We start from the raw sequence: 22,913 nt of genomic DNA, 5'->3' as shown, positions 1-22,913 counted from the left end.
CCTCAGGCGGTGCTGCCCGCCCGTTGGGCCGAACCTCCCATGCGCACGGCCAGGGCCGCCAGGCTGGCCGACACGGCCAGCAGCGTCACGCCCATCCAGCCCCACTGCACCAGCAGCAGGCTGCCCAGGGCGGCGCCGGCGGCCATGCCGATGAACATGCCGGTCATCAGGACGGCATTGAGCCGGCTGCGGGCACCTGGGTCGATGCTGTAGACCAGGGTCTGGTGCGCGATCAGCGCGGCCTGCACACCCAGGTCGAAACCGATGGCAGCGGCCACCAGCAGGCACAGCTGGGCGGTGGGGGACAGCCAAGGCGCCAGCGCCATCGCCGCAAAGGACAGGGCGGCCAGGCCCGCCCCCAGGCGGGTGACGAGCCCGGGCCCCCGGCGGTCGGCCAGGCGTCCTGCCAGCGGCGCCGCCAGCGCGCCGGCCGCCCCGGCCAGGCCGAAGGCGCCAGCCGCAGTGCTGCCCAGGTGGAAGGGCGCGCCATGCAGCATCACCGCCAGCGTGGACCAGAACGCGCTGAACCCCACCGAGAGCAGGCCTTGCGCCAGTGCCGCGCGCCGCAGGCTGCCATGGCGCTGCCACAGCGTGGCCAGCGATGCCAGCAGTTGGCCATAGGGCAACTGCGTGGTCGGGCTGAAGCGCGGCAGGCCGCGCCAGGCGGCGATGCCGATGGCGGCCATGCTGGCTGCCGCCGCCACGAACATGCTGCGCCAGCTGAAATGCTCGGCCACGAAGCCGCTGACCACGCGTGACAGCAAAATGCCCAGCAGCAGCCCGGTCATCACCGTGCCCACCACCTTGCCCCGGTGTGCGGCAGGCGCCAGCGCAGCGGCCGCGGGCACGATGTCCTGTGCCAGGGTGGCGGTGATGCCGATCGCCAGGCTGGCGGCCAGCAGCACGCCGATGGTCGGCGCCAGGGCGGCCAGCAGCAAGGCCGCCACCAGCGCGGCGGCCTTGGCCAGGATGATGCTGCGCCGGTCGAACCGGTCCCCCAGCGGCGCCAGCAGCAGGATGCCCAGCGCGTAGCCGAGCTGCGTGAGCGTTGGCACCCAGCCCACGGCCTGGTCGGATGCCCCGATATCTGCCCCCAGCACACCCAGCATGGGCTGGCTGTAGTAGAGCGAGGCCACGCCCAGGCCGGCACCGGCTGCGAGCAGCAGCACCAGGGGGGCCGCAATTGTGGGCGTGTCGGCCATCGGGCTGTGGGTGCCGGGGGTGATGCCGCCAATGGCATCCGTTTTGTGTATGAGAGACATGGTATTAACCCTTGGTGAGGACCTTGGGCCCAAGTGTGATCTCCTGGCGGTGCTCTTGGTAGTAGGATGTGGTGCACATTGGATATACGCTGATTGCATGACCAAAGACGCTGCGTTCACACCCCCGGTTCCACGGTCCGCAGCACCGCTGCCCCAGGGGGGCAGCGCCAGTGCGCTGGGCAACCGCCTGCAGCTGATGGAGACCTTCGTGCGCATCGTCGAGGCCGGCAGCCTCTCGGCTGCGGCAGCGCAGATGCATGCCACCCAGCCCACGGTGAGTCGCCGCCTGCAGGCGCTGGAACAGTCGCTGGGGGTGCGCCTGCTGCAGCGTTCCACGCACACCATGCGCCTCACGGTGGACGGGGAGCGCTGTTACCAACGGGCCAAGGAGTTGCTGGCGAGCTGGGCTTCCTTCGAGGCCGATCTGCGCGGCGCGCAGGAGGAGCCTGAGGGAACGCTGCGCGTGGCCATGCCGCATGCCTTCGGGCAGGAAATGTTCGTCGGGCCACTGGCGCAGTTTCTGCGGGCGCACCCGCGCGTGTCGGTGGAATGGCTGCTGCAGGACGATGTGCGCGACTTTATCGGTGCCGGCATCGACTGCGCCATCCAGGTTGGCGAGCCGGCCGACCCGGCGGTGGTGGCCATCCGCCTGGCCGAGGTGCCGCGCATCGTGGTCGGCACCCCGGCGCTGCTGGGCGCGGGCGTGCCCACGGATCCCGAAGGCCTGGCGGCATTGCCCTGGCTGGCGCTGCACACCTACTACCGCAATGAGCTGGCGCTGACCCACAGCGCCACCGGGGAAACGCGCCGCATCGCCCTGCGCCCGCGCATGAGCACCGACAGCCTGTATGCCCTGCGCAGCGCGGCCAGGCAGGGACTTGGCGCCTGCGCAGGTTCGGCATGGCTGATGGCGCAGGACGTGGCCGAGGGGCGGCTGGTTCACCTGGCGCCCCCGTGGCAACCGGCACCGCTGCCGGTGTACCTGACCTATCCGTACGCGAGCTTCTACCCATCGCGGCTGCTGCGTTTCGTTTCGACCATGCGGGAGGCTGTGCCGGCCATGATCACCTCGCCGCCTCAGGCGTGATCATCGGGCCTGGCAGGTACGAATGCACTCCGTGCCCTTGGGGCCGTCTAGGCCGTGGCACAATCCCGCTCCCCTTGCGCTGGCGCAGCCTCCTGGGCGTTCAAGGGGCCCTTCCCTCTCCCGTGGTGGGCCGAAGGAGCCTTGTGCTCCCGCATTTCCACCCGGTGCATTCCCGGGGTCCAGCCCTGGTTTGCGCCTTGCTTCCCCTTCTCTTTTGCAGACTCTCCCATGCCCCTCCTGAAGGACACCACGCTCGGCATTGACTTTGGCACCTCGAACTCGGCCATGGCGGTGCGCCAGGGGCGCTCGCCCGCGCGCATGATCGCGCTGGAAGGGGACGGCGTCACCTTGCCCACGGCGCTGTTCTTCAACGCCGAGGACCACCGCACGCACTTTGGCCGCGATGCCGTGGGCCAGTACCTTGCGGGCACCGAGGGGCGGCTCATGCGCTCGCTCAAGAGCCTGCTGGGCAGTGCGCTGCTGCAGGACAAGACGGCCGTGCACAACCAGCTCATGAGCTACCAGGACATCATCGGCCTGTTCCTGCGCATGCTGGCCAAAAAGGCGACCGAGGCGCTGGGCGCCATGCCCGGCCAGGTGATGATGGGCCGGCCCGTTCACTTCGTGGATGACGACCCGGCGCGCGACCAGCAGGCCGAGGATTCGCTGCGCAAGGCGGCGCTCGAAGCAGGCTTTGAGAACGTGTCCTTCCAGTTCGAGCCGATTGCCGCCGCGCTCGACTACGAGCAGCGCATCAGCCATGAGTCGCTGGTGCTGGTGGTGGACATCGGCGGCGGTACTTCGGACTTCACCGTGGTGCGCCTGGGGCCCGAGCGCCTGGCGCTGGGCACCGACCGCGCTGCCGACGTGCTGGCCACGACCGGCGTGCACGTGGGCGGCACCGACTTCGACCGGCGCCTGAGTCTGGAGCTGCTGATGCCCATGCTGGGCTTTCGCCACCTTGGGCCGACCGGGCGCGAAGTGCCCAACCGCGTGTTCTTCGACCTGTCGACCTGGCACCTGATCCAGTGGCTGTACGCGCCGCGCGCGCTGCGCGACGCCCAGAACCTGCGCACCGACTATGCCGACCAGCGCCTCCACGCGCGGCTGATGACGGTGCTCAACGAACGCCTTGGCCACCGCATGGCGAACACGGTGGAGCAGGCCAAGATCGCCGCCTCGCTGTCGGATGCAGCGGCACCCATGGCGCTGGACTGGATTGAGCCCGCGCTGGCTTCGGCCATCACGCCCGAAGGGCTGTCGCAGCACCTGGCCTCGCCCCTGGAGCAGGTGGTGGCCTGCGCGCAGGAGTGCGTGCAGCTCGCGGGCTTGGCACCGCGCGGGCCCGATGCGATCTACCTCACCGGGGGCTCATCGGCATTGCGGCCCTTGCGCGAGGCGTTGCTCCAGGCGTTTCCCGCAACGCCGCAGGTCGAAGGCGACTTGTTCGGTGGCGTGGCCGCCGGTCTGGCGGTGTCGGGCCGCTGAAGCTTCGGTTTAGCCTTCCTCGCTCTTTTTCCAGGTGAGCGCCGTGTCGTAGAGCACGTTGCGCGAGGTGCCGGTGATTTCTGCGGCCAGGCGCACCGCCGTCTTCAGCGGCAGTTCGGCCAGCAGCAGGCGCAGCACGCGCAGGCTCTCGCCATCATCGGCGGCCACGGGCACCGGGTGGAGCAGCACCACAAATTCGCCACGCGAGCGTTGGGGCGCGCCTTCCAGCCAGGCGGTGAGCGCCTGCGCGGGCTGGGTCACCACCTCTTCGAACTGCTTGGTCAGCTCGCGTGCCAGCGTCACCGGGCGCTCGCCCAGCACCGCCAGAGCCTGCGCGAGTTCACCGATGCGGTGGGGGGCCTCCAGCAGCACCACGCAGCGCGGCTCGCTGGCCAGTTGGGCGATGGTGCTGGCGCGCTCGGCGTTCTTCACCGGCAGAAAGCCCACAAACACGAAACCGCCATGCTCGGCGCTGTGCGCCACGGCGCCCGCCACGCTCAGCGCCGTGGTGATGCTGCTGGCCCCGGGCAGGGGCAGGGCGCGCAGGCCCGCCGCCTGCACGGCAGCCACCAGGCGGGCGCCCGGGTCGCTCACGCCCGGGGTGCCGGCGTCGCTCACATAGGCCACGCGCTGGCCCTGCTGCAGGCGCTGCACCACGTTCTGCGCGGCCTCGACCTCGTTGTGCTGGTGCACTGCCAGCAGCTGCGAGGTGTTCTTGTCGACGCCGTAGGCGCGCAGCAGCGACTGGGTGTGGCGCGTATCCTCGCAGGCCACGGTGTCGGCCATCTGCAGCACGTGCAGGGCACGCAACGTGATGTCGGCCAGGTTGCCGATGGGTGTGGCCACCACATACAGAGCCCCTTGCGGATAATGCTGCGCAGCCGCCGCATCGCGTGCGGCATCAAGGGCGGAAGCGAAAGAGGCGCTCAATGAAATTCCTTGGGTTTGGACGAAAGCAGGCCGTTGCAGAGCCGGCGCCCGCCACCGGCGGGGGCACCACGCGGGCGCAAGGCAACGCGGCGGAGGACCGCGCCCTGGCGCATCTGCAGTCTGCCGGCCTGCAACTGCTTGAGCGCAATTATCGGACGCCTGGGCGCGGCGGGGGCGAGATCGACCTGGTGATGCGCGAGCGCGATGGCACGACCGTGTTTGTGGAGGTGCGCAGCCGTGCCAGCCAGGCCTTTGGTGGGGCCGGGGCGAGCATCGGCGCCGTCAAGCAGCAGCGCATCGTGCTCGCGGCGCGGTTCTACCTGATGCGCCTGGCTTCTCCGCCGCCCTGCCGCTTCGATGTGGTGCTGGTGGAGGAGCTGAAGGTGCAATGGCTCAAGGCGGCTTTCGATTCCCAATGAGCATCGGGTTCGTGACCAGGGGCAATGCCCTGTGCAGCCTAAACCCTTTGCTACAAAATTTGCGGCAAAAGCTGTAACACGCGGCGGGTATCATCGGGCCTCCATGCTTGAGCAACGCATCCAACAGCACTTCATCGACAGTGCCGATCTGAAATACCAGTCGGCCCAGACCCTGAGCACCCCCATCGCGGCGGCAGTGCAGGCCATCCTGGCCTGCGTGACCAGCGGCGGCAAGGTGCTGGCCTGCGGCAATGGCCCCTCGGCGGCCGAGGCGCAGCAGTTCGCCGCCTTCTGCGTCGCGGGCTTCGAGCGCGAGCGCCCCGAGCTGGCCGCCCTGGCCCTCACGGCCGACAGCACCCTGCTGACGGCCGGGCTGCCCGGCGCCCAGGACGTGGGGGCCCAGCAGTTTGCCCGCCAGGTGCGGGCATTGGGCCAGGCGGGTGACCTGCTGCTGGTCCTGTCGGTCAGCGGCAACGACGCCAACCTGCTTGCAGCGACCGAAGCGGCGCACGAGCGCGACATGACGGTGGTGGTGCTCACCGGCCGCACCGGCGGGCAACTGGCGGCCGTGCTGCGCGAGACCGATGTGCTGGTCTGCGTGCCGCATGACCGCGCCGCCCGCGTGCGCGAAGTCCACGCCCTGGTGCTGCACTGCCTGTGCGACGGCGTGGACGCCCAGTTACTTGGTGAACAGGAGATACCGCTATGAAGCAAACCGTGACCCGTACCCTCTGCACGGCCCTGGCCGCTGCCGCCCTGGCAGCCAGCCTGTCGGCCTGCGCCCCGCTGATTGTGGGGGGCGCCGTGGTGGGCAGCATGATGGCCGTGGACCGCCGCACGACGGGCACCCAGGTCGAGGATGAAGGCATCGAGCTGCGCGCCGCCAACCGCATCCGCGAAGCACTGGGCGACCGTGCCCACGTGAACGTGACCAGCTACAACCGCCAGGCCTTGCTGACCGGTGAAGTGGCCAGTGCCCAGGACCGCGAGACCGTCGAGCGCATCGTGACCGGTGTGGAGAACGTGCGCTCGGTGGTCAATGACCTGGGCGTGCTGCCCAATACCTCGCTGGGCCAGCGCTCCAACGACACCGTGATCACCGGCAAGGTGCGCGCGAGCTTCGTGGATGCGGCCGACATCTCGGCCAACGCCTTCAAGGTGGTGACCGAGCGCAACATCGTCTACCTGATGGGCCGCGTCACCCAGCGCGAAGCTGGCCGCGCCACCGAGATCTCCCGTGGCGTGAGCGGCGTGAGCAAGGTCGTGCGCGTGTTCGAAATCGTCACCGAAGAAGAACTGCGCCGCAACGCGCCGACACCCGCGCCGGTCACCACCGACACCGCGCCCGCTCGTTCGCTCTGACCTCTGTTTGGGGCATGGCATTTGAAACTGGCACTGCCCAAGCCAGTGCCCCCGTGCAAGGGCCGCCCCGCCGCACCGGGGGCGTCCCCCTCAGGGGGAAGGCGCGCAGCGCCTCAGGGGGAGCTTATTTCAAGCGTTTGACCAGGCTGGATGTATCCCAACGGTTGCCGCCCATGCCCTGCACGTCGGCATAGAACTGGTCCACCAGCGCGGTGACGGGCACGCGCGAGCCGTTGCGCCGGGCCTCGTCGAGCACCAGGCCCAGATCCTTGCGCATCCAGTCCACGGCAAAGCCGAAGTCGAACTTGCCGTCGACCATGGTCTTGCCGCGGTTGTCCATCTGCCAGCTCTGCGCTGCGCCCTTGCCGATCACGTCCAGCACCTGCTTCATGTCCAGGCCCGCGTTCTGGCCAAAGGCCACGGCCTCGGACAGGCCTTGCACCAGCCCGGCGATGCAGATCTGGTTGACCATCTTGGCCAACTGGCCCGAGCCGCTGGCGCCCAGCAGCGTGAAAGCCCGCGCAAAGGCCATGGCCACAGGCTGGGCGGTCTCGAAGGCCGCAGTGTCGCCACCGCACATCACGGTGAGCAAACCGTTCTGCGCACCCGCCTGGCCGCCGGATACCGGTGCATCGACGAACTGCAGGCCCGCAGCCTGCGCTGCGGCGTACAGCTCACGCGCCACCTCGGCCGACGCCGTGGTGTGGTCCACGAAGATGGCGCCGGCCTGCATGCCCGCGAAGGCACCGTCGGCACCCAGGGTGACGGAGCGCAGGTCGTCGTCATTGCCGACGCAGCAGAACACAATGTCGGCGCCTGCGGCCGCCTCGCGGGGCGTGGCGGCCTGGCGTGGTGCCTGGCTGCCGGCGAACTCCTCGCACCAGGCGGCCGACTTGGCGGCCGTGCGGTTGTACACGGTGACTGCGTGGCCCGCCATGGCCAGGTGGCCGGCCATGGGGTAGCCCATGACGCCCAGGCCCAGGAAGGCGACCTTGCGCGAAGGGGTGGCGTCGTAGCTGCGGGGATTGGTGCTTGGCATGGGATTCGGTCCGTGATGGGGTCAAAAAAAAGCCCGCCCTCATGGGCGGGCGAGTGTGTGTGGTTCTGCTCGGTACTTGTTGTAGGGTGAAAACTCAGACGATCGCGAAATGCTCGGTGCCCTGGGCCAGGTCGGGCGACTTGGCGCGCTGGCTGTTGAGCTTGATCTGCAGTCGCAGGTCGTTGAGCGAGTCGGCGTTGCGCAGCGCGTCTTCGTAGCTGATGACGTTGGCCTCATAGGCGTCGAAGAGCGCCTGGTCGAAGGTCTGCATGCCCAGGTTGCGGCTCTTCTTCATGATCTCCTTGATCTCGGAGACATCGCCCTTGAAGATCAGGTCCGAGATCAGCGGCGTGTTGAGCATGATCTCCACGGCAGCAGCACGGCCCTTGCCGTCCTGCTTGGGAATCAGGCGCTGGGAGACCATGGCGCGCAGGTTCAGCGACAGGTCCATCAGCAGCTGAGCGCGGCGTTCTTCGGGGAAGAAGTTGATGATGCGGTCCAGCGCCTGGTTGGCACTGTTGGCGTGCAGCGTGGCCAGGCACAGGTGACCGGTCTCGGCAAACGCCACGGCATGCTCCATGGTCTCGCGGTCGCGGATTTCGCCCATCAGGATCACGTCGGGCGCCTGGCGCAGCGTGTTCTTGAGTGCGGCTTCCCAGCTGTCGGTATCCAGGCCCACCTCGCGCTGCGTCACCACGCAGTTCTTGTGCGGATGCACGAACTCGACCGGGTCCTCCACCGTGATGATGTGGCCGAACGAGTTCTCGTTGCGCCAGTCCACCATGGCGGCCAGCGTGGTCGACTTGCCCGAGCCCGTGGCACCCACCAGGATGCACAGGCCGCGCTTGGCCATGGTCACTTCCTTGAGCACCTGGGGCACGCCCAGGCCATCGATGGTGGGCAGCGTGAGCGGAATCGTCCGCATCACCATGCCGACCTTGCCCTGCTGGATGAAGGCATTCACCCGGAAGCGGCCGATGCCTGCGGGCGAGATCGCGAAATTGCATTCCTTGGTGCGCTCGAAGTCGGCCACCTGCTTGTCGCTCATGACGGCACGCGCCAGCGTGAGCGTGTGGTTGGGCGTGAGCGGCTGCGGCGACACCTTGGTCACCTTGCCATCGACCTTGATGGCCGGTGGAAACTCTGCCGTGATGAACAAGTCGCTGCCGTTGCGGCTGACCATCAGCTTGAGCAGGTCGTTGATGAATTTACTGGCCTGATCGCGTTCCATCAGAGTTTCTCCCTTGGGGTCCTGGTCTGCCGGACGGTCATTGTCATTTCTGGTTGTTGTCGCTCAGGCGGGCACTCACCACGCGCAGGCGCAACGACAGCTTGCGGGCCAGCAGCGCAATCAGGCTGGCCGCGAGCTGGGGGTCCTTGGTCATCATGTCGTCCATGGCCTCGGCGCTCAGCACGGCGATCTCGCAGTCGGTGAGCGTGGTGCAGGCCGAAAAGCGGATACCGCTGTCCAGCAGCGACATTTCGCCCAGGATGTCACCGGGCCGGGTCTCGGCCAGGCGCAGGTGCTCGCCCCAGGGCTGTACGCGGTCCACGGCAATGGTGCCGGTGAGCAGCACCACCATGAAGTTGCCGTACTCGTCCTGGCGGATCACGTCGCGGTTGGAGGGGATGGCGGCAAACTCGAAAAAGCGCTCCATGCGCTCCACGGCGTCCTTGTCCAGGTGGGCCATGTACTTGTCCTTGGCCCACAGCCCCTGCAGCAGCTTGCCGCCGCGGCTCGTGGGCAGGCGCTTGGCCCCCACCTCCACGGCGCGGGCCTCCCAGGGCACCAGCATGGAGTCGTCCACCCCCTGGCCGGCAAAGGCCGTGGAGAACAGCACGGAATCGGTGTTGTCCTCCGCCGGCTTGTTGCCGATCGACTTCATGCGCAGAAGGCCGAGAATGCCTTTCATAGTGTGCTCCGTAGTGCGGCGCACTGCGCCGCCGTGTCGTCTGTCAATGTGGGGAAATGGCAGCCTTTGCAGGCCTGCGAATGCCCCATTGTGCTGCGGGTTCTCGCGCAGCGCATGAAACCGGCGCGGCCCGGGCCAGCGGCCGCCGCGCAAGGGCCGCCCCGCCGCGCTGGCGGCGTCCCCTTTGAAGGGAAAGGCGCGAAGCGACTCAGGGGAGGGCTCATGGTCACCCGGGGAAGTTTTCCGGAATCTTGGCCTTGCCGCGGGCTTCTGCGGGGCTGATGATGTTGCGGCGCACCATGTCGGTGAGGTTCTGGTCCAGTGTCTGCATGCCCACGCTGTTGCTGGTCTGGATGGTGGAGTACATCTGCGCCACCTTGGCCTCGCGGATCAGGTTGCGGATGGCGCTGGTGCCCAGCATGATCTCGTGTGCGGCCACGCGGCCCGAGCCGTCCTTGGTCTTGCACAGCGTCTGCGAGATCACGGCCTGCAGCGATTCGGAGAGCATCGCGCGGACCATTTCCTTTTCCTCGGCGGGGAACACGTCGATGATCCGGTCGATGGTCTTGGCGGCGCTGGAGGTGTGCAGCGTGCCGAAGACCAGATGGCCCGTTTCGGCGGCCGTCATGGCCAGGCGGATGGTTTCCAGGTCGCGCATTTCACCCACCAGGATGGCGTCCGGATCTTCGCGCAGGGCGGATTTCAGCGCGGCGGCGAAGGACAGCGTCATCGGGCCGACTTCGCGCTGGTTGATCAGGCACTTCTTGGATTCGTGCACGAACTCGATCGGGTCTTCCACCGTGAGGATGTGGCCGTATTCGGTTTCGTTGAGGTAGTTGACCATGGCGGCCAGCGTGGTGGACTTGCCCGAGCCCGTGGGGCCGGTCACCAGCACCAGGCCGCGCGGCTTCAGGGCCAGGTCGCCGAAGATCTTGGGGGCATTGAGCTGCTCCAGCGTCAGGATCTTGCTCGGAATCGTCCGGAACACGGCGGCTGCGCCCCTGTTCTGGTTGAAGGCGTTGACGCGAAAACGGGCCAGGCCCTCGATTTCGAACGAGAAGTCGACTTCCAGGAACTCCTCGTAGGTTTTTCGCTGGGAGTCGCTCATGATGTCGTACACCATGCCGTGGACCGTCTTGTGGTCCAGTGCGTCGACGTTGATGCGCCGAACGTCCCCGTGGACCCGGATCATGGGCGGCAGGCCTGCGGAAAGGTGCAGGTCGGAAGCCTTGTTCTTGACGCTGAACGCCAGCAGCTGGGTAATGTCCACGGGATCCCCTCTATCGTTTGGTACGCTTGCCAATCATTATGACCACGATTGATAACAACCTCCAACAGGTTATGCGACGTATCGCACAGGCGTGCGCTGCTGCCGGGCGCGATCCGGCCGAGGTGTCGCTGCTGGCGGTTTCCAAGACCTTCGGTGCCGACGCGGTGGCCGAGGCCGTGGCCGCAGGCCAGCGGGCCTTTGGCGAAAACTACATCCAGGAGGGGGTGGAGAAGGTGGCAGCCCTGCGCCAGCTGTCGCCCGCCAGCCTGCAGTGGCACTGCATCGGCCCCATCCAGAGCAACAAGACGCGCCTGGTGGCCGAACATTTCGACTGGGTGCACACGGTGGATCGCCTGAAGATCGCCGAGCGCCTGTCGACCCAGCGCCCCGAGCACCTGGCCCCGCTGCAAGTGTGCATCCAGGTCAACGTGGATGGGGGCGATACCAAGTCCGGCGTCCCTCCCGAGGAGGCGCTGGCTTTGGCCCAGGCTGTGGCGAAACTGCCACGGCTCGTGGTGCGGGGGCTCATGAGCATCCCTGACCATGCCCCCGATTTCGAGGTGCAAAAGGAACTCCACCTGCGCGCGCAGCGCCTTTTTGGGCAGATCAAGGCCAGCGGCGAACCGGGCCTGGCGGACTTTGACACGCTGTCGATGGGCATGACGGCCGATCTGGAGGCTGCTATCCATGCGGGCGCCACCCTGGTGCGGGTGGGGACCGGCATCTTCGGCGGGCGAACGTATCCCGCCGCCTGAACCCCGGGGTCAGTTCCCGGTGAAGATCGCCACGCAGTCCAGCGCGGCCTTGATGTCGGCGTCGCTCACATCCAGGTGGGACACCCAGCGCAGGCGGGTCTGGCCGGCGTAGAGGCCGCTGGTCACGCGCACGCCGTGCTGGGCCAGCCAGGCGGTGAAAGCGGGGGCCACGTCCGTTTGCAGGTCGGTGAACAGAATGTTGGTCTGCCAGGGGTGCACGGTGATCTTGCCGCGCAGCACGGGGTGGCTGCGGTTGGCCTCGGCCAGGCCCTCGGCCAATTGGGCCAGCCGGGCGTGGTCGTCGGCCATGCGGCGCACATGGTGCTCCAGTGCATAGCGGCCGGCGGCGGCCAGCACGCCAGCCTGGCGCATGCCGCCGCCCAGGATCTTGCGCGTGCGCCGCGCCTGGCGGATGAAATCGTGTGATCCCAGCACCAGCGAGCCGATGGGCGCGCCCAGGCCCTTGCTCAGGCACAGCGAGGCCGAATCGAAGTGGCTGCACAGGGCGCGGGCCTCGTCGTATACACCGGTGCCGGCCTTCGCCGCATTGGCCGCGGCGGCGTTGAACATGCGTGCGCCGTCCAGGTGCATGGCCAGACCGCGCTGGCGTGCCAGCGCGGCCACCTCGGCCACGTAGGCCGGGGGCAGCACCTGACCGCCCGTGGTGTTCTCCAGCACCACCAGGCGGGTGCGCGCGAAGTGCGGGTCGTCGGGCTTGATGGCGGCGGCGATGTCGGACAGGCGCAAGGTTCCGTCGGGCTGGGTCTCCACGGGCTGGGGCTGGATGGAGCCCAGCACCGCCATGCCACCGGCCTCCCAGCGGTAGGTGTGCCAGCTCTGGCCGACGATGGCCTCGTCGCCACGCTGGCAGTGGCCCCACAGGGCGATCAGGTTGGTCTGGGTGCCCGAGGGCGCGAACAGAGCGGCCTCGAAGCCCAGCAACTGCGCCGCGTATTCCTGCAGCGCGTTCACGGAAGGATCGTCGCCAAACACGTCGTCGCCCAGCGGGGCATCGAACATGGCCGCCCGCATGGCGGGCGTGGGCTGGGTGACGGTGTCGCTGCGAAAGTCGGGCATGGGGCGTCTCGGAGGCTGTGGAAATGCAAGGCATGGTAGCGGGCACCGATGGCGGGTGGAACCTTGGGGGTTAATGCGCCTGGGCCGTTGTCCCCTGCGTACCACCTGCGGCGCGCAGCGCGCGCCAGAATGCCGTGCCACTTGCCCGACCGGAAAGCCCCCATGCCGTCTGCCCCTTCTCCGATGTTCCACAAAGTCCTGGTCGCCAACCGCGGCGAGATTGCCCTGCGCACCGTGCGCGCACTGCAAGACCTGTCCATCGCCAGTGTGGCCGTGTACGCGCAGGACGATGCCCAGGCGCCCCATGTGCGTGCGGCCGATGCGGCGGTGGCCCTCGGCGCCACGGGCCCGGCGGCCTACCTGGATGGCGCGAACCTGATTGCCATCGCGCGCGCCCAGGGCTGTGATGCCGTGCACCCGGGCTATGGCTTCCTGAGCGAACGCGCCGACTTCGCGCGTGCCTGTGCCGAGGCCGGTCTGCGCTTCATCGGCCCCACACCTGAACAACTGGCACTGTTCGGCGACAAGGCCCGGGCGCGCGCAATGGCACTGCGCTGCGGCGTGCCGCTGATGCCGGGCACGCAGGCCGTCGTCACGCTGGAGGAGGCCTTGCAGTTCTGGCAGGCGCAGGGTGGCGCCGGCATCGTGGTCAAGGCCATCGGCGGTGGTGGCGGACGCGGCATGCGCGCCGTGCAGTCCGCCGATGAGTTGCCGGCTGCCTATGCGCGCTGCCGCAGCGAGGCGCTGGCTGCCCTCGGCGTCGATGGCGTCTATGTCGAGCGGCTGATGGCCGGGGCGCGCCATATCGAGGTGCAGGTGCTCGGCGACGGGCGCGAGGTGATGTCCCTGGGCGAGCGCGAGTGCACGCTGCAGCGGCGCTTCCAGAAGCTGGTGGAGGTGGCGCCCAGCCCCTCGCTGCCTGCACCGCTGCGCGAACGCATCGTGGCGGCAGCGCTTGCCATGGCGCGCGAGGTGGCGTACGAGGGCCTGGGCACCTTCGAGTTCCTGGTGGACCTGGCGTCCGAAACGCTGCCCTTCGTCTTCATCGAGGCCAACCCGCGCCTGCAGGTGGAGCACACCATCACCGAGGAAGTTACGGGCGTGGACCTGGTGCAGACCCAGATTGCATTGGCGGCCGGCCGGAGCCTGCGCGATCTGGGGCTCGACCCCGGTGCGCCGCCCGTGGTGCAGGGCTTTGCCCTGCAGTGGCGCATCAACGCCGAAACCCTGGATGCGCAGGGCGGTGCCGTGCCGGGCAGCGGCCCGCTCACGCGCTTTGATCTGCCGGCCGGCCCGGGCATCCGCGTGGACACGCACGGCGTGGCGGGTGCAGCCCCCTCGCCGCACTACGACACACTGCTGGCCAAGCTCATCGTGCACACGCGCAGCCCCCACTTCGGCGACGCGCTGCGGCGCTCCCGGCGTGCGCTGACCGAATGCCGCATTGGCGGCGTGGCGACCAACCTGGCGCTGCTGCGCGCGCTGGCCGCACGGCCCGAGATGGAAAGTCAGCAGGTGCATACGCGCTGGCTGGAGACGGTGCTGCCCGAGCTGCTGGATGCGGCGGGGCACCTGGCGGATGAGCCCCTGGCTGCGGCCGCCCGTCATGATGCTGCGCAGCCCGAACCCGAACCCGAACCCGAACCCGAACCCGAACCCGAACCCGAACCCGAACCCGCACCCGCACCCGCACCCGCACCCGCACCCGCACCCGCACCCGCACCCGCACCCGCACCCGAAGGCGCGGTGCTGGCGCCCATGCCTGCGCGGCTGGTGCAATGGTCGGTGGCCGAGGGCGATGTGGTGGCCGCCGGGGCCGAGCTGGCCGTGCTCGAAGCCATGAAGATGGAGCATGTGCTGCTGGCGCCGCATGCGGGTCGGGTGCGTGCGCTGCTGGCCGTGCCGGGCGGCTACCTGGTGCAGGGCCAGCCGCTGCTGGTGCTCGACGCAGCGCAAGGCGCGCAGGCCGTGGTGGAGGAGAGCGCTGCTGTACAGGGCGCCGACCACATCCGCCCCGACCTGCAGCGCGTGCTCGATCGCCATGCCTTCACGCTCGATGCCGCGCGCCCCGAGGCCATGGCCAAGCGCCACGCGCAGGGCGGGCGTAGCGCGCGCGAAAACATCGCCGACCTGTGCGACGAAGGCAGCTTCATCGAGTACGGCGCGCTGGCCATTGCTGCGCAGACGCGCCGGCGCAGCCTGGAGGACCTGGTCGCCAACACACCGGCCGACGGCATGGTCACGGGCATCGGCGGCATCAACGGCGCCGATTTCGGGCCCGAGAAATCGCGCGCGGTCGTTCTGTCCTACGACGCCACGGTGCTGGCCGGAACGCAGGGCGCGCGCAACCACGCCAAGACCGACCGCATGCTCGGCATCGCCCTGGCGCAGAAGCTGCCCGTGGTGCTGTTCGCCGAAGGCGGCGGGGGCAGGCCTGGCGATACCGACATGCCGGTGGTGGCCGGGCTGCATGTGCACACCTTTGCCAGCTATGCCGCGCTGTCGGGCCAGGTGCCCGTGGTGGGCATCGCCGCGGGGCGCTGCTTTGCCGGCAATGCGGCGCTGCTGGGCTGCAGCGACGTGGTCATCGCCACGCGCGCCAGCAACATCGGCATGGGTGGGCCCGCCATGATCGAGGGCGGGGGGCTCGGTGTGTTCAAGCCCGAGCAGATCGGCCCGAGCCGCGTGCAGCATGCCAATGGTGTGATCGACGTGCTGGTGGAGGACGAAGCCGGTGCCGTGCGTGCTGCCCAGCACTATCTTTCGTTCTTCCAGGGGCGCGTGGCGCAGTGGGCTGCGCCCGACCAGCGCCTGCTGCGCGTCGTGGTGCCCGAGAACCGGCTGCGCGTGTACGACACGCGCGCCGCCCTGGCTGGTCTGGTGGACGAAGGCAGCCTGCTGTTGCTGCGCACGGGCTTCGGCGCGGGCATCCACACGGCGCTGGCGCGCATCGAGGGGCGCCCTGTGGGTCTGCTGGCCAGCAATCCGCTGCACCTGGGTGGCGCCATCGATGCGGATGCAGCCGACAAGGGCGCGCGCTTCATGCAGCTGTGCAACGCCCATGGCCTGCCGTTGGTGAGCCTGGTGGACACGCCCGGCTTCATGGTCGGCCCCGGGGTGGAGGCCACGGCGCAGGTGCGCCACGTGAGCCGCCTGTTCGTCACCGCCGCGAGCCTGCGCGTGCCCTGCTTCAGCGTGGTGCTGCGCAAGGGCTATGGCCTGGGCGCCATGGGCATGACGGCCGGGGGCTTCCATGCCCCCGTGTTCACCGTGGCCTGGCCCACGGGCGAGTTCGGTGCCATGGGGCTCGAAGGCGCCGTGCGCCTGGGCTTTCGCAAGGAGCTCGAGGCCGTACCCGAGGGGGCGGAGCGCGACGCCTTGTTCCAGAAGCTTGTGGCACGCCAGTACGCCAATGGCGAGGCCATGCACATGGCGGCGACGCTGGAGATCGACGCCGTGATCGACCCGGCAGAGACCCGCGCCTGGCTGGCGCGGGGGTTGGCATCGGCCCAGGTGGCGCCCATGGGGCATCGCTTTGTCGATACCTGGTAGCCACGCCGGTGTGAAAAGGCCATGCTAAGCTGGTCGGCTGATTGAGGCGCTCGCGGCCGAATGGTCGCGCACTGCCTTGTGCCCCATCCAACGGAGACTTTCCCATGCCCGGTTTGCTGCCCGATATCGACCCCGACGGCCTGCTCGAATTCTCGGTGGTCTACACCGACCGCGCGCTCAACCACATGTCCAAGCGCTTCACCGGCGTGATGCAGGACATCCTGGCCACGCTCAAGCAGGTCTACCACGCCCACACCGCTGTGCTGGTGCCCGGCAGCGGCACTTTCGGCATGGAAGCCGTGGCGCGCCAGTTCGCCAACAACGAAAAAGTGCTCATCGTGCGCAACGGCTGGTTCAGCTACCGCTGGAGCCAGATCTTCGATGCGGCCGGCGGCCTGGGCGGCGGTGCCGTGGTCTGCAAGGCGCGCAAGCAGGGCGATGGGCCGCAGGACGCGTGGGCGCCGTGCCCGGCCGACGAGGTGGCGGCTGCCATCCGCGCCGAGCGGCCCAAGGTGGTGTTCGCACCGCATGTGGAGACGGCCAGCGGCATCATCCTGCCCGACGACTACCTGCGCACGCTGACGGCGGCCGCGCACGAGGTCGGCGCGCTGTTCGTACTCGACTGCGTGGCCTCGGGCGCGATGTGGGTGGACATGCAGGCCACCGGCGTGGACGTGCTGATCTCGGCCCCGCAAAAGGGCTGGAGCGGCTCGCCCTGCTGCGCCATGGTGATGCTCAGCGAGCGGGCGCGCCAAGCCATCGAGGGCACGACCAGCAGCAGCTTCTCGTGCGACCTCAAGAAGTGGATGCAGATCGCCGAGGGCTACGAAAAGGGCCAGCATGCCTACCACACGACCATGCCCACCGATGCACTGGTGCGCCTGCGCGAGGTGATGCTGGAGACGCGCGAGTACGGCTTCGACAAGGTGCGCGACGAGCAGATTGAGCTCGGCGCCCAGGTGCGCGCGTTGCTCGAATCCAGGGGCTTCCCGAGCGTGGCGGCCGAAGGCTTCAAGGCCCCGGGCGTGGTCGTGAGCTACACCACCGACCCCGGCATCCAGAACGGCAAGAAGTTCATGGAGGTCGGCCTGCAGACCGCTGCCGGCGTGCCGCTGCAGTGCGACGAAGGCCCGGATTTCAAGACCTTCCGCATCGGCCTCTTCGGCCTGGAAAAATGGCACAACGTGGAGCGCACGGTGGGCCACCTGTCCACGGCGCTGGGCCAGATCGCGGCAGCCGCCTGAGCTTCCTCCTGCCCATGGGGCCGGCACGATGACATCCCGCACCGAGACGGACGCCGCGCGCGCGGCGCTGCGCACGGCCAAGCGCCAGGCGCTGGCCCTGCTGCTGCTTGCTACCGCGGTGTTCATTGGCACCAGCCTGGTGGAGCGGGGCCTGGCGCTCGATTGCCTGAAGGCCGTGGCCGAGGCGGCCATGGTGGGCGCGCTGGCCGACTGGTTCGCGGTGGTGGCGCTGTTTCGCCACCCCATGGGCCTGCCCATTCCGCACACGGCCATCATCGCGCGCAACAAGGACCGCATTGGCCGCAACCTGGCCGGTTTCGTGCGCGACAAGTTCCTCGATCCGCCCTCGCTGGTGGCGCTGATCCGCCGCCACGACCCGGTCGCGCGCCTGGCCGAATGGCTGGTGGCGCCGGGCCATGCCGCGCTGCTGGGCCAACAGGCGGTGCGGCTCATTTCGGCTGGGCTCGATGCCGTGCAGGATGCCCAGGTGGAGCGCTTCATCCAGCGCGCTGCGCGCACGCTGATCGGGCAGATCGATCTGTCGCAGACCATGGCCACGGTGCTGGGCGCGCTCACGCACAACGGCCGCCACCAGGCGCTGCTCGACGATGCGCTGGCCCGGCTCATCACCTTGCTGCAGAACGAGGAGACGCGCCACCTGATCGCGCACACCATCGTGCAGTGGCTCAAGAAGGACCACCCGGTCAAGGAAAAGGTGTTGCCCACCGACTGGCTGGGCGACAAGGGATCGGCCATGGTGGCCAATGCCCTGGCCGGTCTTCTGGGCGAGGTGGCAGAGAACCCGCAGCACCAGCTGCGCGCCCAGTTCGACGATGCCGTGCAGCGCCTGGTGGCGCGGCTGCAGACCGACCCCGACTGGCAGCGCCGGGGCGAGGAGATCCGCACCTACCTGCAGACCGATGCCACGCTGGGCAGGTATGTGCAGGAGCTGTGGCAGGGCATGCGCGCGGCGCTGCAGCGCGACCTGGACAATCCCGGGTCTGCGGTGGCGCGCAACGTGCAGGCCATGGGGGGCTGGCTGGGGCAATCGCTGGCAGGTGACCCGGCGCTGCGCGAATCGCTCAATGCGCGGCTCGAGCGCTGGGTGCAGGGCCTGGCACCCGATGTGTCGGCCTTCATCGCCCAGCACATCGAGGACACGGTGCAGCGCTGGGATGCGCGTGAGATGTCGGACCTCATCGAGCTGCAGGTCGGCCGGGATCTGCAGTACATCCGCATCAACGGCACGGTGGTGGGCGGGCTCATCGGGCTGGTGTTGTTCGGCCTGTCGCACGCGGGTGAGATCTGGCGCGTGGTGCGCTAGAAAAGCTTGACCACCAGCGGCACCAGCAGCGCCGCCAACACCACTTGCAGTCCGAGAGCCAGGCCGGCATAGGCGCCCGCATCGGCATCGTCCTGCAGCGCCTGCGCAGCGCCGATGCCGTGCGATGCGGTGCCCAGCGCAAAACCGCGTGCCACCATGCCCGATGCGTCGGTGCCCACGCGCAGCCAGCCAAACAGGGTGCGGCCCGAGAGCGCGCCGACCATGCCGGTGAGCACCGCGAACAGCGCGGCCAGCGCCGGCACGCCGCCGATCTGCGCGGCCACGCCCATGGCCACGGGCGCGGTGACCGACTTGGGTGCCAGGGACATCAGCATGTCCACCGGCAGGCCCATGGCCCAGCCGAGGCCCACGGCACTCGCGGCTGCCACGCTGCCGCCGGCCAGGGCGGCCAGCAACAGGCGGCCCCAGCGCTGGCGCAGTTCGGCACGGCGTTGCCACAGCGGCCAGCCCAGGGCCACCACGGCCGGCCCCAGCAGGAAGTGGATGAACTGCGCCCCGGCAAAGAAGGTGGGGTAGGCCGTGCCCGTGGCCAGCAGCGCACCGGCCAGCACCACCACCGACCAGAGCACCGGATTGGCCCAGGCCGCATGGCCCATGCGTGCGGAAAAGGCCTGCGCCAGCACGTACACCGCCAGTGTGGCCGTAAGGCCGAACAGCGGCGCCTGCGACAGGTAGACCCAGAGCTCCACGAAGTTGGTCATTGCGTGCTGCCTCCTTGCGTGGTCGCCTCTGGCTTGAACGCCCGCAGCACCAGCACCGTGGCCGCCATGCCGGCCCAGGTGGACAGCACGATCACGATGACCAGGCGCAGGCCGTAGGCGCCCAGCAGATCCAGGTGCGTCATCACCCCCACGCCCACCGGCACGAACAGCAGCGACAGGTGCGTGAGCAGAAAACCCGCCGCCGGTGCCACGGCCCGCTGCACGGGCCCCCAGTGCAATGCCAGGAGCAGCAGCACCATGCCCACCACCGGGCCGGGCACGGGCAGGTGCAGAAAGTGCGACAGCGCCTCGCCGGCCGACTGCATCAGGAGCAGGAAGGCCAGGCCCTGCAGGCCCTTCATGGGGCTGGGGACGGGTGGCGCAGCAGTGGTGAGCGGTTGTCGCGGCACGTCAGAAGCGAGGCAGATCGGGGTGCTTGATCTGCCCCGCGCGCACCAGCATCTTGCCGTACTCCGCGCAGCGGTGCAGCGTCGGGATGACCTTGCCGGGGTTGAGCAGCCCGGCCGGGTCGAACGCATGCTTGAGGCCGAACATCTGCGCATTCTCGGCAGCAGAGAACTGCACGCACATGCTGTTGAGCTTTTCCACACCCACGCCGTGTTCGCCGGTCACCGTGCCGCCCATGGCCACGCTGGTCTCCAGGATGTCGGCGCCGAACAGCTCGCAGCGATGCAACTGGTCGGGGTCGTTCGCGTCGAACAGGATCAGCGGGTGCAGGTTGCCGTCGCCCGCGTGGAACACGTTGGCGCAGCGCAGTTGGTATTTCTTTTCCATCTCGGCAATGGCCAGCAGGATGTCGGCCAGGCGCTTGCGCGGGATGGTGGAGTCCATGCACATGTAGTCGGGGCTGATGCGCCCACTGGCCGGGAAGGCATTCTTGCGCCCGCTCCAGAAGCGCAGGCGCTCGGCCTCGTCGCAGCTGACCGAGATGGCCACGGCGCCTGCGGCGCGCAGCACCTCGGTCATGCGGCCGATCTCTTCCTCCACCTCCTCGGGCGTGCCGTCGCTCTCGCACAGCAGGATGGCCTCGGCGTTCAGGTCGTAGCCCGCGTGCACGAAGTCTTCCACTGCGGCGGTCATGGGCTTGTCCATCATCTCAAGGCCGGCGGGGATGATGCCGGCGGCGATCACCGCTGCCACTGCGGCGCCCGCCTTGCGCACGTCGTCGAAGCTGGCCATGATGCAGCGCGCCAACTGCGGCTTGGGGATCAGCCGCACCGTGACCTCGGTGGTCACGGCCAGCATGCCTTCGCTGCCGATCACGGCGGCCAGCAGGTCATAGCCGGGCGCATCGAGCGCACCGCTGCCGAACTCCACGGCCTCGCCCTCGACGGTGAAGCCGCGCACCTTGAGCACGTTGTGCACCGTGAGGCCGTATTTGAGGCAGTGCACGCCGCCCGAGTTCTCGGCCACGTTGCCGCCGATGGTGCAGGCGATCTGGCTGCTGGGATCGGGTGCGTAGTACAGACCGTAGGGCGCGGCCGCCTCGCTGATGGCCAGGTTGCGCACGCCGCACTGCACCACGGCCGTGCGGCTCACCGGGTCCAGGTCGAGGATGCGGTTGAACTTGGCAAGCGAGAGCGTCACGCCCAGGGCGTCGGGCATGGCCCCGCCCGACAGGCCGGTGCCCGCGCCGCGCGCCACCACCGGTACGTGCAGCCGGTGGCAGGCCTGCAGCACGGCCTGCACCTGTTCGTAGGTCTCGGGCAGGCAGACCACCAGCGGGCGCTGGCGGTAGGCGGTGAGACCGTCGCATTCGTAGGGCGTGGTGTCTTCCGCATGCCACAGCAGGGCATGGGCCGGTACGGTGCGCGACAGGGCCTGCACCACCTCGGCCTGGCGCGCTGCGCGCTCGGATGGCGTGGGCCCGGTGGCTGCCTTGGCTGCGAGGGAGGAGAGGGAAGCGGTCTGCATGCCGCCACTGTAGGCCATGGCGGCGCCGGCTGCCGTGAGATTTTTGGAGTGCCGGTGTGAAATCCGCTGCAGGGTGTCAGCCGCCTTGCGCCAGCGGGCAGACCTGGCGAACCTCGCCAATCGGCGCTCCGGCCACCGTGATGGTCCTGTCGCTCCCTGGATCGGGCACGAAGCCCAGCGCCGCATAGAAGCGGATGGCCCGCTGGTTGGAGGCCAGCACCCACAGGCTGGCGTCGGCCTTGCCCTGTTCCAGCAACCACTCCCGGGCCTGCTGCCACAGCGCCTGACCCACACCCTGCGACCAGCGGGCCGGATCCACGTAGATCGCCCAGATTTCGCCCCGGGTGGCCGGCGCATCCTTGTCGCGGCAGTCGCCGAAGGCGATCCAGCCCGCCACTGCACCGTCGCCGTCCTGCGCCAGCAGCAGCCTGGGCCGGCCTTGGACAATCGCCTGAGCCCAATAGGTTTCGCGCTGGGCGGTGGACAGGGCCGCCAGGTAGGCCGCGTCGATGATGCCCGCGTAGGCCGCCTGCCAGGCCGCCACGTGGATTCGGGCGATGGCGGCGGCATCGTCCGGTTGCGCTGGGCGTATGCGCATGCTCACACCATGATCTTGCGCAGCCATTCCGCAAAGGCCGCGCATTCCCAGCGGTCCATGGTGCCGGTGCGCCAGCACAGGTAGTGGGCGTGGGGGCTGGTGGTGTCGGTGTCGAACAGGCGCACCAGCGTGCCGTTCTCGAGCCAGGGCGCACCCAGCTTCAGGCGCACCAGCGCCACGCCCATCCCGGCGGATGCGGCGTCGCACATCAGGCCGATGTCGTTGAACTGCGACCCTTCGCTCGGCTCAGCCCAGTCCAGGCCGGTGGCGCCGAACCAGGTGCGCCAGGGCTCCAGCGGGCTGCGCAGCAGCGCCACGCCCTCCAGGTCCTCGGGGCGCTCGAAGGGGCCATGCTCGCGCACGAAGGCGGGCGAGGCCAGCGGTGTAACCACGTCGCGCGCCAGCTCCACATGCTCCACGTCGGCATAGTGGCCGGCGCCAAAGCGCACCATCAGGTCGGCGTCTTCGGCCACCACATCCAGCAGCGGGATGGAGACCTGCAGCGCCAGGTCGATCTCGGGATAGGCCTCGGTGAACTGGCGCAGGCGCGGGATCAGGATGGTGCGCGCAAAGGTCGGCGTCACGGCCAGCTTGAGCCGGCGGCGCCCAGGCGCTGCCGCCGCGCCCGGAAAGCGCTGCAGCGCCCCCAGCCCCTCGCGCACATGCGCCAGGTAGGCGCTGCCCTCGGTCGTCAGCGAGAAATCAGCCCGGCCGAACAGCCGCACGCCCAGGATCTGCTCGAGCTGCTTGACGCGGTGGCTCACCGCGCTGGGCGTCACGCACAGCTCGTCGGCCGTCTGCGTCACGCTGCGCAGGCGCGCCAGTGCCTCGAAGGTCAGCAGGCATTGGATGGGCGGGATCCGCCGCGCCGCGCTGCTGAGGAACGAAGAGGCGGGTGATGGAGCGGCCGTGGCCATCGTCGCTCTGGCGCGGGGC

21 protein-coding genes are annotated in these 22,913 nt (G+C 69.0%); 9 read left to right on the top strand and 12 right to left on the bottom strand.

The annotated features are described in order from the left end of the window. Positions 1 to 2: 2 nt before the first annotated feature. The gene (locus tag ASE28_RS10690; RefSeq protein ID WP_082608013.1) at positions 3 to 1,262 is read right to left on the bottom strand and encodes an MFS transporter; all 1,260 of its coding nucleotides are present in this window, start codon (positions 1,260 to 1,262) and stop codon (positions 3 to 5) included. Positions 1,263 to 1,359: 97 nt separating this feature from the next. Between ASE28_RS10690 and ASE28_RS10685 the strand changes: the two genes are divergently transcribed. Both ASE28_RS10685 and ASE28_RS10680 read left to right on the top strand, forming a co-directional pair. Next, complete coding sequence (locus ASE28_RS10685) at positions 1,360 to 2,349, top strand: LysR family transcriptional regulator (protein ID WP_082608012.1); 990 nt, start codon at positions 1,360 to 1,362, stop codon at positions 2,347 to 2,349. Between the two features lie 228 nt (positions 2,350 to 2,577). Beyond that, positions 2,578 to 3,837, top strand: a complete 1,260-nt coding sequence (locus tag ASE28_RS10680; protein WP_057266553.1) for an Hsp70 family protein — start codon at positions 2,578 to 2,580, stop codon at positions 3,835 to 3,837. Between the two features lie 9 nt (positions 3,838 to 3,846). Here the strand turns inward: ASE28_RS10680 and rsmI are convergent, their stop codons facing one another. Next, complete coding sequence (rsmI, locus tag ASE28_RS10675; RefSeq protein WP_057266552.1) at positions 3,847 to 4,767, bottom strand: 16S rRNA (cytidine(1402)-2'-O)-methyltransferase; 921 nt, start codon at positions 4,765 to 4,767, stop codon at positions 3,847 to 3,849. Between rsmI and ASE28_RS10670 the strand changes: the two genes are divergently transcribed. From ASE28_RS10670 to ASE28_RS10660, 3 genes are all read left to right on the top strand, one after another. After that, on the top strand, positions 4,767 to 5,186 hold the full coding sequence (locus ASE28_RS10670) for a YraN family protein (RefSeq protein WP_057199804.1): 420 nt from the start codon (positions 4,767 to 4,769) through the stop codon (positions 5,184 to 5,186). The two genes, rsmI and ASE28_RS10670, sit on opposite strands and share 1 nt — an antisense overlap. A gap of 103 nt (positions 5,187 to 5,289) precedes the next feature. After that, positions 5,290 to 5,895 carry an SIS domain-containing protein gene (locus ASE28_RS10665; RefSeq protein WP_057199805.1) on the top strand — a complete coding sequence of 202 codons (606 nt, stop codon included), beginning with the start codon at positions 5,290 to 5,292 and terminating at the stop codon, positions 5,893 to 5,895. Beyond that, on the top strand, positions 5,892 to 6,548 hold the full coding sequence (locus ASE28_RS10660) for a BON domain-containing protein (RefSeq protein ID WP_057266551.1): 657 nt from the start codon (positions 5,892 to 5,894) through the stop codon (positions 6,546 to 6,548). The genes ASE28_RS10665 and ASE28_RS10660 overlap by 4 nt, the downstream gene beginning before the upstream one ends. Before the next feature lie 124 nt (positions 6,549 to 6,672). On the opposite strand, the gene ASE28_RS10655 is transcribed toward ASE28_RS10660, so the two are convergent. The 4 genes from ASE28_RS10655 to ASE28_RS10640 all read right to left on the bottom strand — a co-directional run bounded on the left by ASE28_RS10655 (position 6,673) and on the right by ASE28_RS10640 (position 10,770). Continuing rightward, entirely contained in the window at positions 6,673 to 7,587 is a 915-nt protein-coding gene (locus ASE28_RS10655; protein WP_057266550.1) for an NAD(P)-dependent oxidoreductase, read from the bottom strand. 94 nt (positions 7,588 to 7,681) lie between these two features. After that, positions 7,682 to 8,818: a PilT/PilU family type 4a pilus ATPase gene (locus ASE28_RS10650; protein WP_057199808.1), complete on the bottom strand. Its 1,137-nt coding sequence runs from the start codon at positions 8,816 to 8,818 to the stop codon at positions 7,682 to 7,684. A gap of 43 nt (positions 8,819 to 8,861) precedes the next feature. After that, on the bottom strand, positions 8,862 to 9,500 hold the full coding sequence (locus tag ASE28_RS10645) for a cyclic nucleotide-binding domain-containing protein (protein WP_057199809.1): 639 nt from the start codon (positions 9,498 to 9,500) through the stop codon (positions 8,862 to 8,864). Between the two features lie 226 nt (positions 9,501 to 9,726). Further along, positions 9,727 to 10,770 (bottom strand): type IV pilus twitching motility protein PilT, encoded by a 1,044-nt coding sequence (locus ASE28_RS10640; protein ID WP_007855993.1) that lies wholly within the window; start codon positions 10,768 to 10,770, stop codon positions 9,727 to 9,729. A 38-nt stretch (positions 10,771 to 10,808) separates the two neighbouring features. Here ASE28_RS10640 and ASE28_RS10635 point away from each other — a divergent pair, with 38 nt between their 5' ends. Continuing rightward, on the top strand, positions 10,809 to 11,525 hold the full coding sequence (locus tag ASE28_RS10635; protein ID WP_057266549.1) for a YggS family pyridoxal phosphate-dependent enzyme: 717 nt from the start codon (positions 10,809 to 10,811) through the stop codon (positions 11,523 to 11,525). A 9-nt stretch (positions 11,526 to 11,534) separates the two neighbouring features. Here ASE28_RS10635 and ltaE read toward each other — a convergent pair whose 3' ends face one another. Then, on the bottom strand, positions 11,535 to 12,602 hold the full coding sequence (ltaE, locus tag ASE28_RS10630) for a low-specificity L-threonine aldolase (protein ID WP_057266548.1): 1,068 nt from the start codon (positions 12,600 to 12,602) through the stop codon (positions 11,535 to 11,537). A 183-nt stretch (positions 12,603 to 12,785) separates the two neighbouring features. Between ltaE and ASE28_RS10625 the strand changes: the two genes are divergently transcribed. The 3 genes from ASE28_RS10625 to ASE28_RS10615 all read left to right on the top strand — a co-directional run bounded on the left by ASE28_RS10625 (position 12,786) and on the right by ASE28_RS10615 (position 18,722). Then, complete coding sequence (locus ASE28_RS10625) at positions 12,786 to 16,154, top strand: carboxyl transferase domain-containing protein (protein WP_057266547.1); 3,369 nt, start codon at positions 12,786 to 12,788, stop codon at positions 16,152 to 16,154. Between the two features lie 104 nt (positions 16,155 to 16,258). Then, complete coding sequence (locus ASE28_RS10620) at positions 16,259 to 17,398, top strand: aminotransferase class V-fold PLP-dependent enzyme (protein WP_057266546.1); 1,140 nt, start codon at positions 16,259 to 16,261, stop codon at positions 17,396 to 17,398. A gap of 28 nt (positions 17,399 to 17,426) precedes the next feature. Continuing rightward, positions 17,427 to 18,722, top strand: coding sequence for a DUF445 domain-containing protein (locus ASE28_RS10615; protein ID WP_057266545.1), 1,296 nt, complete (start codon positions 17,427 to 17,429; stop codon positions 18,720 to 18,722). On the opposite strand, the gene ASE28_RS10610 is transcribed toward ASE28_RS10615, so the two are convergent. From ASE28_RS10610 to ASE28_RS10590, 5 genes are all read right to left on the bottom strand, one after another. After that, complete coding sequence (locus ASE28_RS10610) at positions 18,719 to 19,444, bottom strand: LrgB family protein (RefSeq protein WP_057266544.1); 726 nt, start codon at positions 19,442 to 19,444, stop codon at positions 18,719 to 18,721. The two genes, ASE28_RS10615 and ASE28_RS10610, sit on opposite strands and share 4 nt — an antisense overlap. Further along, positions 19,441 to 19,806: a CidA/LrgA family protein gene (locus ASE28_RS10605; protein ID WP_057199815.1), complete on the bottom strand. Its 366-nt coding sequence runs from the start codon at positions 19,804 to 19,806 to the stop codon at positions 19,441 to 19,443. Before ASE28_RS10605 ends, ASE28_RS10610 begins: the two co-directional genes overlap by 4 nt. A gap of 49 nt (positions 19,807 to 19,855) precedes the next feature. Then, on the bottom strand, positions 19,856 to 21,379 hold the full coding sequence (locus tag ASE28_RS10600) for an FAD-linked oxidase C-terminal domain-containing protein (protein ID WP_057266591.1): 1,524 nt from the start codon (positions 21,377 to 21,379) through the stop codon (positions 19,856 to 19,858). A gap of 76 nt (positions 21,380 to 21,455) precedes the next feature. Then, entirely contained in the window at positions 21,456 to 21,977 is a 522-nt protein-coding gene (locus ASE28_RS10595) for a GNAT family N-acetyltransferase (RefSeq protein WP_057266543.1), read from the bottom strand. Positions 21,978 to 21,979: 2 nt separating this feature from the next. Beyond that, positions 21,980 to 22,894, bottom strand: coding sequence for a LysR substrate-binding domain-containing protein (locus ASE28_RS10590; protein WP_057266542.1), 915 nt, complete (start codon positions 22,892 to 22,894; stop codon positions 21,980 to 21,982). Positions 22,895 to 22,913 lie beyond the last annotated feature (19 nt).

This window comes from Acidovorax sp. Root219 (assembly GCF_001428665.1).
Taxonomy (GTDB): domain Bacteria; phylum Pseudomonadota; class Gammaproteobacteria; order Burkholderiales; family Burkholderiaceae_C; genus Acidovorax.
Note: the sequence above shows the minus strand (reverse complement) of the source record. Positions and strands in the feature narration are given on the sequence as shown.